This window comes from Intrasporangium mesophilum (assembly GCF_054783095.1).
Genome location: NZ_BAAGRF010000008.1, coordinates 1 through 15,210, shown reverse-complemented (window position 1 = coordinate 15,210; position 15,210 = coordinate 1). Strand labels below are relative to the sequence as shown.

The following is a 15,210-nucleotide window of genomic DNA, read 5'->3' as shown; positions in this document are numbered from 1 at the left end:
TCGGCCCGAACTGGCTACGCGGCCGCCAGAGTGATCACGTCGCGTGCTCACCTGACGTGCTCGACGGACCTTCTCCTAAAACAGGACCTCGCACGACCTTGCCTGACCTGTGCCCGTTGAGGACATCGCACGACCTTGCCAGTCGGTGAGGACTTTCTTCACTGGCTCAAGTCGCGCCTGCGGCGCGAAGAAGCGCGGGACCCCGCGATGGGGACCCCGCGCTCCGGCGCTGGGGCGCCTCCGCGCACCCCACCGCACCCCGCGCACTAGGCGATGTCGGTGCGCCCTCCTACCATCCGCTCATGCCTTGGACCGAACTCGCAGTCGCCGCTATCGGCTTGGGCGGCGTGGCCCTGGGCGGCTTCATCGCACGCTGGAACACGTCTGTCGACCGGAAGGCACGGATTGCGGTCGACTCCGCTGCAGCAGCGCGGAAGAGCGAAGAGGAGGCGATCATCGAACTTCTCGCCGCCACGCGACTCCTGTCGCACCGTGCCAACGGCTTCCGCATGACAGTGAAGCTGGTCCAGTCCCGCGGGGCCAAGCGCGACCGACGCAGCGGGCACATGGTTCCAATAGACCCCGAGGCTGCCTTCGAGAGACTCGTCCAAGCTGACCAGGTCCTTGCGCGAGCATCGGGCAAGGTTTGGCTGATCGGTGAGCCGGAAGCCGTCCGACTGACGAACGCGCTTACCCTCGCCGCCTCCGATGTCGTTTCCGCTCACATGGGTCAGCGATCTCGAGGCCTGCGAAGGGTGTTGCACGACCTTCAGATGCAGTACACGGCCAAACTGCCGGGCGTGGAGTCTCGCATCGATGAGGCAAACCAAGCGTGGGGAGCGGCAGGCCGCGCCCTCGCGGAGTACGCCCGACGGAAGTACGGCCTCGAGTACGTGAACCTCTCCGAGACGCAGGTGCTCGTCGGCGAGGCCGTCGACTGAGGCTCCCTTCCGCCGCCGACCCGACGCTTCACTGTCCGCACGCCTCCGGACCGCGTCACGGCCGCTGCGCGTCGCTGCGCGATGGCCTCCGGCCAGCCCTGACCCGGTCACTCCGGCGCGCTGGTCTGCTCCGCTATCGGTTCGGTGGCTAGCTGTGGTCAACGTGAGCTGCGACAGAATGGCGCCTGTGCTGGTGCAGATTGTTGAGGTCTCCGACTCCCGCCCCCTTCGAGCTGAGTGCCAGACCGCGGCGGGCCGGTTCTCGGCCACCTGGCGTGGCGATGCGCCACCCGTCATCGGCCGGTCATATGACGTGGAGGTCGACTTAGCACCGGCGGGACCTGGCTCGGCCCTGCCCTCCGCTTCGGCGACATCAGTACTCGCCCAGTCGTCGCCCTTGATCGGCCGCGTGGAGCAGGTCGACAACGGGTGCATCCTTGTCAGACTGACCGTCGGCGGAATCGTGCAGCTCGAGGTGACTGACCTCGACGAGGAGCCGGCAGTCGGTTCGCTGCTCGACCTCCGCGCGGCGACCGTTGAAGTCTGGCCAACGGGAGTCTGACCCGCGCCATCCGCATCGGATTCGGCGCCTTGCCTCAGGTACCCAAGAGGTTCCCGCAGCGCCGAGAGCAGCCGCAAGCAGNGCGCCGAGAGCAGCCGCAAGCAGCTTATATAGAGTAGTATGAAAACCGTTGCGGCACAGATGGTCCCGACCAGCAGCCCGGCCCTGGTCGGACTCCTAAAGCGGGTATCGCAGGTTCAACTCGAGCCACCGATTTCTACGGGTCGCATGCGGGAGCATCTAGATCTGAGTTGTGGCAGAGCACGATGTGGAACGGGATGGAAATGACGCCATCGGCGTCCGAACTGTGCCACCGAAGGAGCAGTCCATCGGCGCGGGCGTCCCCGGGATGGTCCTTCACCAGCTCGACGGCGAGCTCAGCACCCCCAGGCCGTCCTGCGCAGTCGCTGGTCACGGTGGCGCTACCACCGAACCCGATCGTTGACAAAGGTCGAGGCTCCGCCCCGAAGCCCTCCGGCCGGAACGGCCGTGCCGCGAAGTCTGTGACGTGCAGGCCATCGTGCGGGTTGATGGCCTCGATGCTGTCGATGTGGGCGCTGCCGGGTCGGTCCAAGCACAGAGGAATGGCACCGAACGTCCATGTCTGGCCAGCCTTGGTCGACGGCTCCGACGCCCCGAAGGGCGCGGTGGCGAGCGTAGTCAGGTGCACCTGATGATCACGCCGTTCATTGGTTGCCAGGACGATGCCAGCGCCAGCAGTCGCGAGCACCACCACGCCGACCAGCGCCCACACCCGCCAGGGCCGTCGCCGGGGCGGGTGTGGGCTCGTGGCCTGCGGGGTCATCCCTGGGACGCCGACGCCTCAGGTGCGGAGACCCAGCCTGCCGAGGTGCTGCCGCAGATCTTGGTTCTCTTCGTCAGGCTCCACTGGACTTCGGTGTTCGTGTTCCAGCCGCTCTGAGCGCTGACATTGATGGGCCCGATGTCCATGCCGGAAGAGTAGGTGACGTTCGTTCCCTGGGACTTGGTGTACTTCCCAGCCGCGTAGGTGGTGCATGAGAGCATGACCTGGTGGGGCGTGTACGTGAAGTTCGTGAGCAGTGCGTACACCCCAAGCGGCTTGCGCGTCTTGCTAGCACTACACGAGTCGCCGTAGTCGCGGTAGTTGACCTTGTTCCACGCGTAGGCGTCGGCCACACCGGAGCGCTCCCCGCCGGCGGACATATTGGTCGACTGTGACCCGCTCGCCCTGAACCCGGTTTCGCTGCCGGTGGCACTGAACCCAATCCCCAACGTGTGGTCGTTGCCGACCTGCTCGATGACTGTTGCGTACGCGCCAGACCATCCGAACGCGCGGAGGAAGTACTCACTCAGGCCGTAATGGATGGTGCCGGCGTACGACTGACAGATCTCCGTCGGCACGGCCGTCAGGTTGGCCCCAGCAGAGCGCATCTGCTCCGGGCTCAGCCTGCCGTGTGCTGTGGCCCGGGCCGCCCGCAGCTGGGACAACGGAGAGTGCCTCAATTGGTCAAAGGATCGATCCGGCTTGCTGATCGAAAGCGTCACCTGCCCTCGCCCCTTCGATATCCCCAGCGCCTTCCCGTCGGGGCCCACCCACGCCGCCGGGTCATCAGCAAGGTCATAGCCCGTGGCGGTTCCCACATCGCCACGGAAGTCGGGCGCCTTGCCCGATCCACCGCGCCGGATCCACCCGCGGCCGGCGCCCGGTGCGGCGCTGTAGTGCCAGTGGGCCTCGCGGGTCGAATCACCGAAGACGAGCTCAACGTCGATCAGATCACCCTCGCCGCGGAACTGCGCCGGGATGTTCGCCGTTTCGGTGTCGATCTTGAACCGACCTGCGCCATCGGTCTTGGTCCGGCCGATCACGTAGGTCGCGACCATTTCGCCCTCGGTCAACCCCTGAAGTGTCTGCTGGTTCGGCCAGGCGACCGCAACGACATCCGCCGCGCCCAGTGCACGGCCATGGTCGGTCAGGATGCCGTCAACGAGCGCCCCGCCGCCCGATCCGGGCGCGGGTTGGACACCTACAGCGTCGCCTGCACTCGCGAGCAAAGAAGCCGCTACCAATGCCCCGGCCGCTGCGAACATGATCCTCAAACGCGGCGAGCCTGGCCGGTGACCCCCGCGCGTCACCCCGAACCCGTGTCGGTCTGCTCCACTCACAACGCCCTCCATGTCGGTGTCGGGCCCGTGTGATCGATCGCCCTCGATCAGCCGGGCCGAGGGCGCGACGCCGTTGGGCGCCACTGCCCTCGGAAACCGAGACGCACGACGAGGGCTGCGATGTCGCGCTCGGGGCTCGCCGAGGCACAGGCAGCACGCGGCGCCACCCGACACCCCAAGCACACGCCTTCAACACCCGGGCACTCTGGAAGGGGTGCGAATCTGCAACAGTTTCGGGGCCGTCCACTCCCACCCCAGCCCGACCAACGGTGGGTACTGCGGATTCCGGGCTGTGCGGGTTCGGGGTGTCCTGGCTGGGGGTCATTGTTTGCGCGGCGCTTCGCCGATATCCACACGGTCGTGCGCCGTGAGGCCGCGAGGAGATGTGACCGCACGAGGGGCGCATGAAGCTGGCCCGGGCGGATCGCCCGGGCCAGCGTGAATGGTCACCTCAGCGCCAGTCCGCTCACGGGAAAGTGCCGGGAACGTTGAGGCTGATGCCGTTGGTCGTGTCGGTCAGGCTGATGTCGGTGAAGGCCACCGTCATCGGCGGGCTGCAGGACGGTTGGAAGGTCGCTGTAACGCTCAACGAGAAGTTGGCCTTGCCGTTCTGGACCGGGAAGTCGGCTGCGGCCCCGACCGACGTCTTGTTGACGGCCTTCGGGTGGTGTCCGCCGCCGTTGATGCACAACGCCGTCGCCGTGAGAACCACATGGACCTGCGACTCGTCACCGAGTCCAGCTTCCTTTCCTGCGACAGTCAGCGTGCTGTTACTGACCGTCACGACGGTGGCGGAGTTGATGAAGTGCGGGCTCCCTGCCCAAGCAGGCGTCGCGACTGCGAAGACCGCGGCGAGTGCGCAGGCGAGGGCGGTAATGCTCCTACGCATGATGGCTCCTGATTGAAGGAACGCAGTGTTGACAACTGGCCCCGGGCCGAACCCCATCAGGGAGGACTCGGAGCGAGGCCGGACCGACCACCTGCACGGTGTCCCCGACGCTCCGGCAACTACCACGACACTGGGGGGCGGTGCCGCCGACCTAAGTGCCCACCTTCCAGGCTAGGCAGGGTGCGAGGAAGGTGCAGGGTAACGGTGAAATCCGTGGCTCAGCAGCCTTGCCTGATGAGTCAGAAACGTCAGAAACGCCGGGTATGCCGCTCTTCTCCGGGCACTGGGACCGTGCCGTGTCCACGTGATCGTCGCGACACTGGCCACCCATGTACGAGCGCGGAGATCAAGGAGAGCGGCCCCGCCCGAGCCACGGAATGTCAGGATCAGGTCGATCGGGCACGTTGGATCAGGCGCCTTGGATCGGGCACGGATCAGGCAAGCGACAGCGGCAGCTAGACCATCCTGAGGTCGATGCCTACCGCGAGGGTCGCGACCGCACTCGTCCCGGTCGAGCCAGTTGACTACTCGCCCATGCCTCTCCGTCAGGTTGGTTGGAGCCGCTTCTCCTTCCTCGCCGCCCACCATTGGCACGCCGCGAATGCTCCGAATGCCTGGACCACCATCACGATCGAGTAGCAAGCCACGGCCAGGGTCACATACTGCAACCGCACCGGGCTTTGGTCGGCGAAAAAACGCAAGCCCAGCGGGAGCAACGGCAGCCAGCCGGCAACAACGACGAAGACCACCACGATCGTGCGTGCCACCCAACGGAGCTGCCTCGGACGAGTCAGGGCCCAGACCTCGACCGCGGCGGCAGGCAGGCCGAACACCAGCAGCACCCCGATCATTACCATGATCATGAGATCGCCGAACCCGCCCCACCAGCCATCGACGGAGTCCACGCCCCAACGCTGCACCGTTGTGAGGACCTCCCAGCCGAGGAACGCCACCCCCACAGAAAGATGGGTCCAACCCGGGAAGCCCCGCACGCGAAGGCCTCCGGGAGTCCCTCGGCTCACTTCCATCTCTCCAGGACCCGCCGAAGCTGCCCATTCACTCACACCTTCAGTCTGCGGCGGCCCTGCCGCTAGATCTCCAAAACGGCAATTCGGGTTCACGCTCGGGTGGTCGTCCGAGCGCATTTGCAGCAAAGCAGGTCCTCTCGTCGGCCACCCGGCAGCCACGGTGTATCAGCAGCGACGTGGCGCCGTCGGTCAGACGGGCACCATCCGTGCCCGGTCACTGACACACGATCAACGAGGAGGCGCCATATGGCAAACGACGATTGCCCCGGCTTCCCGAGGGCCACCCCCAACAAGGAGGGGTTCACGACATTCAGAGGGGAGACTGCGTGCACCTGCCTCGCCAAGTGGCTCCCCGTCTACGAGAGGCTGCTGCTCGCCCGCGGCCTTATCAAGTCGAACATCGACATCCTGCAGCTCACCGGCAACGCCCCGGCGTCCGCCTGCACCCATCGCTGGGGCGGCACGTTCGACATCTTGCAGACCCAGCCCGAGCACGTCGCCGTTGCCCGGGAAATGGGAGCACCGGCGACCTGGATCAGGCTCAAAGGCCCGGCGTTCGACACCACCCACACGCATGGCGTGCTCAACAAGTGCGAGCACAACGACCCCGCGCGCTACCAGGTCGACGCCCAGGCCGCCGGTTTCAACGGTCTTGGCGCAGAGGGCAAAGGTGGCCGCGACCCGCATCGCAAACCACGCGTTCGCCGCACCTGGGAGGAAGGCATCACCTGGGCTGAGGGCGAGATCAAACGAATCGAGGAGGAAGACATGCCAACCCCGAAGGAAATCTGGGAGTTCCAGATGCAGTCGCCGACTGACGGCACGAAGTTCACGGCTCAGTCGTGGCTCGTCAACGCCAACGTCAAGGCCGGCAAAGCGGTGCACACCGCCGAAAAGGCCCTCGCCGAGGTCGCCGCCCTCAATGAGGCTCTCCGGGCCCTGGTGGCCCAGCCGGACATCACGGTCGCGCAGATCGAGGCAGCAGCCAAGGCTGGGGCCAAGGCTGCACTCGACGGCGCCACACCCTGATCAAGCGGCGTCCTCGGTGCCGCTGAGACCCCGGCGGCACCGGGGACGGCGCCCAGCCCTGCCGGGCACCCGCCCCAGGACCCGCCCAGCACCCGCCGTGCTCGGTTTACGAGCGTTGGCTGGCCGCCCACGAAGTAGGCACATCGGCGCCGCCTTCTTGCGACAGCCGCTGACCAAACCGCACGAGTGTCGGGTGTGAAGCGAACTTCCCGGCGACGAGGCTCTCGCCTTGCCGGAAGCTCGTCGCCCGCTGGATCAGCCCTTCCGGAACGAAGGAGAACACCTCGCGCAGGTGCACGAGGTCGGCCTCGGAGTTCATTCGCATGAGAAGCAGGTTGTCGCACTGCGAAAGAACCTCGTCATGCACCTTCTGCGGCCGCTGCGTAGAGGTCAGCAGGTACAACCCGAACTTTCGCCCCTCCGCGGCGATCAGCGTCGCGTAGTTCGTCGCCATCGCCGTCACCGGATCAGTGGGCTGCGCCGGACACACGTTGTGCGCCTCGTCGATGACGACCAGGCACGGCTCGCGCTTCGCTCGGTGGCGCCACAAAGTCCCCAGCACCGTCTCGGCAATGAGCCGTTGCTCGTGGTGGCTGTTGAGCGAACCGAGGTCGACGACAAGACAGCGAGCCGCCGGGTTCGCCAGCTCGTCGACGAGCGACCTGCTCTGCCCGCCGCTCCAGATGGACCAGTTGAGAACGCCGAGGTTCGCTGCTCGCAGCCCGAGCCGGCGAATGTCAGGATTCTCGGAGCTCACCAAAGCATCGAGGCCCGTGATGATCGGACGGCCTTTCTCGCTGACCGCGAGAATTGCGGCCAACGCGGCATACTCCTCCCGGTCATGAATCGGGTCCAGCCCGAACACCGCCGCCTGCGCGGCCGGGTCGACATCGATGAACTGAAGGCCCAAAGGGTGTGGCGCGCTCTTGTCGTTCGTCCACACGGCCACGTCCCCAGCGGCAGCGGCATACGACTCGGCCAGCTCAGCGTCCGCGCCGTCGCGGGTCTCACCGAGACGGACGTAGTCGGAGTTGGGGTCGAGGATGACCATGCGGAGGCTGGTGTCGAGCAGAAGTCGCTCGAGCACGAGCCCCAGCGAGTAGGTCTTTCCGGACCCCGACTGACCGCACATGAAGGTATGCCGGTTGAAGCCGCCAGAGTCGAGCGTCGCCGACACCCCGGGCGCCAGCAGCAGCTCCCCGATCGGCAGGGCCGACCGGTCAGGCTGGGTGCGGGCCAGCCACTCCTGCACCTCCGCGGGCTCCGCCGGACGGACCCGCGCGTCGTGGAACGGCACGACCGGCCCGTCGAGAACGACGCCTTCGCCGCGTGCGAACCTGATCCGCACCCCACCCCGGAGCGCCTCGAGGCCGAGGTCGCTGGCGCTCGCGTAGTCCGACTGCAGCGTCAACACCTGCCCGAGCCGACGGCTCCCGGCATCCTCGAGCACGACGTACCCGCCAGTCTGAAGCTGCAGGTCCTGCAGGGAGGCGTGGAACGTGAACTGGCGCCCGTCGACCGAGCTGGCCAGCGCGGCCACCAGGCCTTCCAGCTGCCCGCGCGTCCGCTGGAACTCCTCCGCGACCTCCGCAGCGGACATCCCCGCGCTCTCAGGTGTCGAACCCGTCACGCCCAGAGTCACATCCGACATGCTCACCACCCCGTCCTCGAAGGCCATTCGCACTCTATTGGCGCGCGAGCACGTCCGAGAGCCGTTCCGGAGCACTCGCGGAAGACGTCGTGCCGTGCCCGTATGCCGTCCGCGACCTCAGCGCCGTCCGTGACCGTATGCCGTCCGTGACCGTATGCCGCCCGCGACGTCAGCGCTGTCCGCCACCGTCGTGCTGGCTGTAGACCTCGAGGTCGGTCGCCTTCGTCGTGAGCCACACCTCGAGCCCAGCCTGCAGGCCGAGCTCGGCCACCGCGGCCGGAGTCACGTCGACGATCGCCGCAGGCTCGCCGTCGAGGTCGACCCGCACGCGGTCGGTCAGCAGCGTGAGCCCGACGATCGTTGCGGGCCAGCTGTTCCGGGCACTGGTGTGAGGGCGTTCGGTGCTGACGAGCACCCCCGACGGGCGCAGTGCGACCAGGACCTGCCCGTGCTGCCCGTGGTCGGGCACGACGAACGTGCCTCCAGCCGTCAGCCGCACAGCGGGACCGTCCACCTCGCCGGCATACAGGTTGAGGCCGACGAGCTTGGCGACGTACTCGGTGGCCGGGCGCCGCGCGACCTGCGCGGGCGTGCCTTCCTGCACGATCCGGCCGTCCTCGAGGACGAGCAGACGGCTCGCGAGCACGAGCGCCTCGAGCGGGTCGTGAGTGACGAGCAGGCACGGTCCCGGGAACTCGGAGAGGTGGCGGTTCAGCTCGGTCTGGACGTCGAGCCGGGTGCGCGCGTCGAGCGCCGCCAGCGGCTCGTCGAGCAGCAGCAGAGCCGGGTCCCCGGCGAGCGCCCTCGCGAGCGCGACCCGCTGCGCCTGCCCACCTGAGAGGTCCGACGGCCGACGTGGCGCGAACTCGGCGATCCCGAGCCGCGCCAGCCACTGCTGCGCAGTCGCTCGAGCCTCGTGCCGGCTCACCCCGCGCGCGCGGGGGCCGAACGCGACGTTGTCGAGCACGCTCAGGTGCGGGAAGAGCCGGTAGTTCTGGAAGACGAACCCGACGGGGCGGTCGGCGGCCTCCGCAAAGGCGCCGCTCGCAGCGTCGTCGATGACGCGCCCGTCCAGCCGGATCTGGCCCCCGGACACAGGAATCAGCCCCGCCACCGCGTTGAGCAGGGTGGACTTGCCGGAGCCGTTCGGCCCGAGTATGCCGAGGACCTCCCCGGGTGCGGCCGTGAGCGCCACGCGCAGGGTGAAGTCCCCCCGGCGGACCTCCGCGTCGACCTCGAGCCCGCGACCACCGACGGCGCCCGGAGCGGACGCGCCGACGTCCGACGCCGCCGAAGCCGCCGACGCCGCCGAAGCCGCCGACGACGCAGAGGCCGCCGACGACGCAGAGGCCGCCGAAGCGCGTCGCCTCGCGTCGGTTGCCGTCACTGGGTCGTTCCGCCTCGCAGCCATTTGTCACGCAGCGTAACCAGCACGATCACGGACACCAGCAGAAGCACCAGGCTGAGCACGATCGCGGCATCCGGATCTGACTCGAGGGCGTAGTACACCTCGATCGGCATGGTCTGGGTGCGGCCCGGATAGCTCCCCGCGAACGTGATCGTCGCCCCGAACTCCCCGAGCGCCCGCGCCCAGCACAGCACCGCGCCGGCCCCGAGCGACGGCGCCACGAGCGGGACCGTGACCCGCCGGAAGACCGTCATCCTCGACGCGCCGAGCGTCGCGGCAGCCTCCTCGAAGCCTTGGTTGGCGGAGCGCAAGGCCCCCTCGACCGTAACGATGAGGAACGGCATGGCTACGAACGTCTCGGCCATGACGACCGCGGTCGAGGTGAACGGGATGGTGATCCCGAACCACTGGTCGAGGTAGCGCCCGACGAACCCGTTGCGGCCGAAAGCCAGCAGCAGCGCCACGCCCCCGACGACCGGCGGAAGAACCAGCGGGAGCGTGACCAGTGCACGAAGCAGCCGAAGGCCCGGAAAGTCCGTCCGCGCCAGGATCCAGGCCAGTGGCACCCCGATGAGCAGCGACACCGCCGTCGCCACGGTCGCTGTCCACAACGACAGCTGCAGCGCCTGCGACGCCGCCGAGCCGCGCAGGATCGACCACAGGTCGCCCCACGGCGCCCGCAGGATCAGCCCGACCAGGGGCAGGATCAGGAACACGACCGCGATCAGTGCCGGCGCCAGCAATGGCGCCGGCACTGATCGCGAGGCCCCCCCTTTGGTGCCCCGGCGTTCGCGTTCGCGCGGACTCAGCCGCGTCGACGATGCCGGAACGCTCATGGCCGGACCTCCCACCATCAGACCCCCACCACCGGACCCAGCACACGGGCCCGCCACGGGCCGATCATGGCCCTTGGAAGCCGGCCTCGGACAGCACACCCTGCCCGGCCGGCGATAGCACGAAGTCAACGAATGCCGCTGCGACTGAAGCGTTTCCACTCTTGGTCAGAGCCGCGATCGGATAGCTGGTCGAGGCGTTGACGTCTGCGGGGATCTCAACGCTCTTGACCTTGTCGCCGGCGGCCATGACATCGGTGACATAGACGACCCCGGCATCCACCTCGCCGAGCTGCACCTTGCTCAGCACCGACTTCACATCAGGCTCGAGCGTGACCGGCTTGACGGTGAGCTTCGCGTTGGAGAACACCTTCTCGGCGACCGAGCCGCACGGCACCTGCGGCTGGCAGAGCGCGGTCTTGACCGACGACTTCGCGAGATCGTTGACGGACATGACGCCGGCCGGGTTGTTCGGGGGCGTCGCGACCTCCATGACGTTCTTGGCGAAGACCTTCGCGTCCGACGCGCCCCCGGCCGACACGACCTGGTCCATGTTCTTCTGGCTCGCCGAGGCGAACACGTCGGCCGGCGCACCCGAGTTGATCTGCTGCGCGAGCGCGGAGCTCGCGGCGAAGCTGAACGTCACTGTGGTGCCCGGGTGGGCCGCCTCGAACTGCTTGCCCAGCTCTGTGAAGGACCCCGTCAGCGAGGCAGCCGCGAACACCGTGATGTCGCCTGACATGGCGTCCGACGTCGCGCCTTGGGACGCCGTCGAGCCGACGCCGGTGGAGCCCGCGCCAGGATCCTGGTTGTCGCTGGTCGATCCGCACCCCGAGAGGGCCACGACGACCAGGGCCGCAGCGCTCCACGCGAATGGGTTAGCACGCATCAGTTCTCCTTGCTCAGGTCTCGCCGGCGCGAGATCAGCGGGCGCTCGGCAGCTCGACCGAGACGTTCGTTGCCTTCACGGCCGCGACGGCCAGGACGCCCGGCTCGAGGCCGAGCTCGTCGGCCGCCTCGCGGCTCAGCAGCGACACGAACCGGTGCGGGCCCGCCTGAATGTCGACTTTGGCCATGACGGTGTCGCGCACGACATGAGTGACCAGCCCGGTGAACCGGTTGCGCACGGACGCGGCGACGACCGGGCCCATCGGCACCGAGATGGCCGCGTGTGCGGCCTCCTCCGCGAACCGCGCCAGCTCGGCCCCCTCGATCACGAGCCGGCCTGAGTCGTCCGTACTCGTCTCGACCCGACCGTCGTCGGCCCAGCGGCGCAGGGTGTCGTCACTGACCCCGAGGAGGGACGCGGCTTCCTTGATCCGAAACAGTGGCACGGACGCGACTCTAGCCGCAGAATCGGCCTCTGCGCACCAGAGCAGCCGCATCTGCCACCGAACCGAGATCAACAAGCAGCAGACGCGGCATACGGCGCCCGTCAGAGCGGCGCCTCGGCGGCCCGCCGCGAGCCCCTGAGAGCGACCCCGCCACGGCGACGTCGCGCGAGCAACAGCGCGGCGGCAACGAGCCCAAGGGCCACGGTGACCAGCCCGGATCCGACGAGCGTCGCTCGCGGGCCGAAAGCGGTCGTCAACGGACCTCCGAGCGCGGTCCCGAGCGGCGAGGCGGTGAGCAGGACCGCACTTCGGGCCGCCAGAACGGCGGCGAGGTACTGAGGAGGCGAGGCGCCCTGGACCAGCGTCACCGACAGGGCGACGAACGGACCGTAGATGAGCCCCCCGAGCGCGAAGCTCGTCACGGACACGGCCGGCGGGGCGTCGAGCCCGAAGGGCAGCAGCATGATCCCCCAGCCGACCACGATCGCGATGGTGACCGGCCAGATCGGCAGCCGTCGGAGCGCGCCGACCGTGAGGCCGCCGACGACCGCACCGATGCCGAACAGCATCCAGTAGAGGCCGAGGAGAGTCGCCGGGGCGTCGAGGTCGTCGGACACGTGGAGCGGCAGTGCGACCTCGACGGGCCCGTAGAAGAAGTTGAAGAACCACGTGAGCAGGAGCAGCCCGATCAGCACTGGGTACGACCTGAGCACCGCGAGCCCGCCGCGCGCGGCCGGCCCGTCAACCGGCGTCACATGCTGCCCGTCGGGCAGGTTCGTGGTGAGGACCACGACAGCGAGGAAGACGTAGGTCAGGGCGTCGAGGCCGATCACGAGGGCGGGGCTGACGAACGTCACGAGCACGCCCGCGACCGCGGGCCCGGCGATCGTCGCGGCGAAGTTGAGCGAGCTGACGAGCGTGTTCCCGGGGAGCCGCTGCGCCTCGGGCAGTATCTCGGCGAGCAGCGTGTACTGCCCGGCGCTGCCCCACGCGTGCAGCAGCGACGACAGCGCGAGCAGGACGACATACAGCGGTGGCGTCAGCGCCCCGGCCAGCCAGGCGAGCGGGATCGCGGCGAGGAACACTCCGCGCACGGCCGTGTCGGCAAGCAGCAGCCGCTTGGCCGGCTCCCGCCGCAGGCGGCGTCCCAGGACGAGCGCTCCGACCACGCCCGGGAGCGTGTATGCCGCGACCGCACCAGCGACCCAGAGCCCCGCCGTCGCGGCGGGCGCGAGCTGGATGGCGAGCCACGCCACGACGACGAAGCTCATCCCGTCGCCGAAGTAGGAGACCGCGAAGCCCAGCGCGAGCCGCCGGTAGGTGCGGTTCGCCAGCACCGGCTGGTATGCCGCGGGGACGAGACGCTCGAGGGCCCGTGGTCCCGGCATACGGCTGGGCTTGTCCATACGCGCCACGCTAGGTGCTTCGTGAGTCCTGGGCTTCTCGATTCCTGACCGACCCGCGAACTCGCATGTTTGGGCCCAGATCGTCATGGGTAACGGAATGGTAACGACGCCGCGAGATCGCGGATCACCGACAGTGTGCTCAGGAGGAACGGGCTTATGGCCCCACGCACCCTGGTGCTGGAGGCCGAAGCGCCCTCCCGCACCCTCGACGCGCTCGACACCCTCGAGACCCTCGAGACCCCCAGTCCAACGAACCCACGCCGTCCGGACGCCCCGGACCGACGGCGCGCACGATCGGTGGCCACGGGCGCGCTCGTGCTGCTCGCCGGGCTTGCCTTCGGCCTGTTCGGCCTGGTTGCGATGGCGCCACCCTTTCGGCAAGCGCGGCGTCGCAAGGCGCAGGCGTGCAGCATGTGCCGGCGCGCCCATAAGGTCTGGGTGGCCGTGTCTGTGGCCGTTGCCCTCCTGACCCTGGCGGGCGGCGCGGTCCGCGTCGCCCAGGACGAGGTGGCCATCCCGAAGTGCCCCGTGACCTCGATGTCTGCCGGCACCTCGTTCGAGGACGTCCGGCAGCCGGCCGGCGGCACACTGCCCGCCCCGCTCCACGCCGCCCTCGACGCCCCGGCCGGCGGGCTGGCCATGGCCTTCGGCCACTGGCAGGGCAGGACCATGTGCGACATCCGCCATCCATCGCTCACCATGAGCTTCATCCCGGCGTCGCGGACCACCGCCGGCAGCACCATCGGCGACGTGTTCGTCACACCCCCGCGGCCGAACCTCAACGACGACCAGACGACGGCGCTCGCCCGGCATGAGGCCCGCCACAGCGACCAGTGGGCCGTCGCGACGGCGCTCGGCGGCATCACTCTGCTCCCCACGGCATACGTCGTCGACCAGTCGCTGTACCCCAACGAGCTCAACCACTTCGAACAGGCCGCTGGGCTTGTCGCGGGTGGGTACCCACCCGCCCCGGCCCAGCCACCCGGGCCCCGGGCGTGGGCACTGGCCGGCTGGCTGCTCGTCGCCGGGCTGATCCTGCGCCGCCGGCTGCGGCACATCGCCCGCACGGTTGCCGGCCGCCCGGTGCGGCCCAAGCCGCATCTGTGTGCCGTGCACACCCCGGGCTGGTGAGTCGCCCCAAGGGGCGACAGGCGCTGAGCGCGCTCGGCCGTCGCCGGGGATCGCGGAGCCAGTCCCGTTTGCCGTCAGCCTCGCCCAGCGCCCCATCCCTCAGTGAGCATGTGCCAAGGTCGAGTGAGCGCCCCCGTCCCTCGGCGGACCTAGCCAGGTCGAGTGGGCGCCCCGTCCCTCTCCGGGCATCTGGCAAGGTCGAGTGAGCGCCCCGTCCCTCGGCGGGCATTTGGCAAGGTCGAGTGAGCGCCCCGTCACTCGTGTCACGCCGCTCGTTGCTCGTGCCGCACGATGCTGGGCTCGTGGGACGGCGTGCTCACTCGACCAGGACCCTCCCGACGTGTCCCACACCCCGGCCTTCCGTCGAGTGAGCGCCCCGTCACTCGGCGGACCTAGCCAGGGTCGAGTGAGCGCCCCGTCCCAACCAGCTTCGTCCGCCGGCCCTGGAAATGGCCTGTGGATAACGCGAAATGCGCTGTGCTGCAGGCGAATTCCACCCTGGCCGCGTTGCACTCTGTTCGAACATGTGTTCTAATAGATCTGGAGGGAAGGAGGCAGATGCCGTACACGATCGACACCGTGACGCGCCTGTGGGCGCCGATCGAGTTCATGCTGACGACGCACCGGACACCCGCCTCGACCCCGGATCCCCGGCCGGTCATCGCCTGGGCGGACCAGACCCTGGCCGCGCTCATGGACGCCTGCCGTCGGCGCCACTGCCCCGAGCTGGTCGCGCGGTCGCTCGGCACCACGACCACCGCGAGCACCCAGACCGCGAGCACCCCGACCGCGAACAGCCCGACCGCGAACAGCCCGACCGCGAGCACCCCGACCGCGAACAGCCCGACCGCGA

15 protein-coding genes are annotated in these 15,210 nt (G+C 68.8%); 5 read left to right on the top strand and 10 right to left on the bottom strand.

Annotated features, from left to right (window positions below; all coding sequences use genetic code 11):
- Nucleotides 1–302 precede the first annotated feature (302 nt).
- Together ACYVLP_RS07405 and ACYVLP_RS07400 are read left to right on the top strand one after the other, a co-directional pair.
- The gene (locus ACYVLP_RS07405; RefSeq protein WP_460626700.1) at nucleotides 303–941 is read left to right on the top strand and encodes a hypothetical protein; all 639 of its coding nucleotides are present in this window, start codon (nucleotides 303–305) and stop codon (nucleotides 939–941) included.
- A gap of 409 nt (nucleotides 942–1,350) precedes the next feature.
- Entirely contained in the window at nucleotides 1,351–1,503 is a 153-nt protein-coding gene (locus tag ACYVLP_RS07400) for a hypothetical protein (RefSeq protein WP_460626699.1), read from the top strand.
- 217 nt (nucleotides 1,504–1,720) lie between these two features.
- On the opposite strand, the gene ACYVLP_RS07395 is transcribed toward ACYVLP_RS07400, so the two are convergent.
- The 4 genes from ACYVLP_RS07395 to ACYVLP_RS07380 form a co-directional block, all read right to left on the bottom strand.
- The gene (locus ACYVLP_RS07395; RefSeq protein WP_460626698.1) at nucleotides 1,721–2,239 is read right to left on the bottom strand and encodes a hypothetical protein; all 519 of its coding nucleotides are present in this window, start codon (nucleotides 2,237–2,239) and stop codon (nucleotides 1,721–1,723) included.
- Between the two features lie 65 nt (nucleotides 2,240–2,304).
- Nucleotides 2,305–3,582 carry a hypothetical protein gene (locus ACYVLP_RS07390; RefSeq protein ID WP_460626697.1) on the bottom strand — a complete coding sequence of 426 codons (1,278 nt, stop codon included), beginning with the start codon at nucleotides 3,580–3,582 and terminating at the stop codon, nucleotides 2,305–2,307.
- A 532-nt stretch (nucleotides 3,583–4,114) separates the two neighbouring features.
- Nucleotides 4,115–4,537, bottom strand: a complete 423-nt coding sequence (locus tag ACYVLP_RS07385; protein WP_460626696.1) for a hypothetical protein — start codon at nucleotides 4,535–4,537, stop codon at nucleotides 4,115–4,117.
- Nucleotides 4,538–5,082: 545 nt separating this feature from the next.
- The gene (locus ACYVLP_RS07380) at nucleotides 5,083–5,442 is read right to left on the bottom strand and encodes a hypothetical protein (protein ID WP_460626695.1); all 360 of its coding nucleotides are present in this window, start codon (nucleotides 5,440–5,442) and stop codon (nucleotides 5,083–5,085) included.
- A 369-nt stretch (nucleotides 5,443–5,811) separates the two neighbouring features.
- Here ACYVLP_RS07380 and ACYVLP_RS07375 point away from each other — a divergent pair, with 369 nt between their 5' ends.
- A complete protein-coding gene (locus ACYVLP_RS07375; protein ID WP_460626694.1) occupies nucleotides 5,812–6,594 on the top strand; it encodes a hypothetical protein in 783 nt (260 codons plus the stop codon).
- Nucleotides 6,595–6,700: 106 nt separating this feature from the next.
- Here ACYVLP_RS07375 and ACYVLP_RS07370 read toward each other — a convergent pair whose 3' ends face one another.
- The 6 genes from ACYVLP_RS07370 to ACYVLP_RS07345 all read right to left on the bottom strand — a co-directional run bounded on the left by ACYVLP_RS07370 (nucleotide 6,701) and on the right by ACYVLP_RS07345 (nucleotide 13,226).
- On the bottom strand, nucleotides 6,701–8,245 hold the full coding sequence (locus tag ACYVLP_RS07370) for an ATP-binding protein (protein WP_460626693.1): 1,545 nt from the start codon (nucleotides 8,243–8,245) through the stop codon (nucleotides 6,701–6,703).
- 169 nt (nucleotides 8,246–8,414) lie between these two features.
- A complete protein-coding gene (locus ACYVLP_RS07365) occupies nucleotides 8,415–9,656 on the bottom strand; it encodes an ABC transporter ATP-binding protein (protein ID WP_460626692.1) in 1,242 nt (413 codons plus the stop codon).
- Entirely contained in the window at nucleotides 9,629–10,489 is an 861-nt protein-coding gene (locus ACYVLP_RS07360; protein ID WP_460626691.1) for an ABC transporter permease, read from the bottom strand. Before ACYVLP_RS07360 ends, ACYVLP_RS07365 begins: the two co-directional genes overlap by 28 nt.
- A gap of 64 nt (nucleotides 10,490–10,553) precedes the next feature.
- Nucleotides 10,554–11,375, bottom strand: coding sequence for a molybdate ABC transporter substrate-binding protein (gene modA / locus ACYVLP_RS07355; RefSeq protein WP_460626690.1), 822 nt, complete (start codon nucleotides 11,373–11,375; stop codon nucleotides 10,554–10,556).
- 34 nt (nucleotides 11,376–11,409) lie between these two features.
- On the bottom strand, nucleotides 11,410–11,820 hold the full coding sequence (locus tag ACYVLP_RS07350) for a TOBE domain-containing protein (protein ID WP_460626689.1): 411 nt from the start codon (nucleotides 11,818–11,820) through the stop codon (nucleotides 11,410–11,412).
- 101 nt (nucleotides 11,821–11,921) lie between these two features.
- Nucleotides 11,922–13,226 (bottom strand): MFS transporter, encoded by a 1,305-nt coding sequence (locus tag ACYVLP_RS07345; RefSeq protein ID WP_460626688.1) that lies wholly within the window; start codon nucleotides 13,224–13,226, stop codon nucleotides 11,922–11,924.
- Nucleotides 13,227–13,382: 156 nt separating this feature from the next.
- Between ACYVLP_RS07345 and ACYVLP_RS07340 the strand changes: the two genes are divergently transcribed.
- Nucleotides 13,383–14,357, top strand: a complete 975-nt coding sequence (locus ACYVLP_RS07340) for a hypothetical protein (RefSeq protein WP_460626687.1) — start codon at nucleotides 13,383–13,385, stop codon at nucleotides 14,355–14,357.
- Between the two features lie 558 nt (nucleotides 14,358–14,915).
- Nucleotides 14,916–15,210: hypothetical protein (locus ACYVLP_RS07335; protein WP_460626686.1), on the top strand; the 295-nt coding region annotated here is incomplete at its 3' end.

Bases quoted from the DNA above. Each gene is read 5' to 3' on its own strand.
- ACYVLP_RS07405 (WP_460626700.1), top strand. From the start codon at position 303: ATGCCTTGGACCGAACTCGCAGTCGCCGCTATCGGCTTGGGCGGCGTG.
- ACYVLP_RS07385 (WP_460626696.1), bottom strand. From the start codon at position 4,537: ATGCGTAGGAGCATTACCGCCCTCGCCTGCGCACTCGCCGCGGTCTTC.
- ACYVLP_RS07375 (WP_460626694.1), top strand. From the start codon at position 5,812: ATGGCAAACGACGATTGCCCCGGCTTCCCGAGGGCCACCCCCAACAAG.
- ACYVLP_RS07370 (WP_460626693.1), bottom strand. From the start codon at position 8,245: ATGTCGGATGTGACTCTGGGCGTGACGGGTTCGACACCTGAGAGCGCG.
- ACYVLP_RS07365 (WP_460626692.1), bottom strand. From the start codon at position 9,656: ATGGCTGCGAGGCGGAACGACCCAGTGACGGCAACCGACGCGAGGCGA.
- ACYVLP_RS07360 (WP_460626691.1), bottom strand. From the start codon at position 10,489: ATGAGCGTTCCGGCATCGTCGACGCGGCTGAGTCCGCGCGAACGCGAA.
- modA (WP_460626690.1), bottom strand. From the start codon at position 11,375: ATGCGTGCTAACCCATTCGCGTGGAGCGCTGCGGCCCTGGTCGTCGTG.
- ACYVLP_RS07345 (WP_460626688.1), bottom strand. From the start codon at position 13,226: ATGGACAAGCCCAGCCGTATGCCGGGACCACGGGCCCTCGAGCGTCTC.
- ACYVLP_RS07340 (WP_460626687.1), top strand. From the start codon at position 13,383: ATGGCCCCACGCACCCTGGTGCTGGAGGCCGAAGCGCCCTCCCGCACC.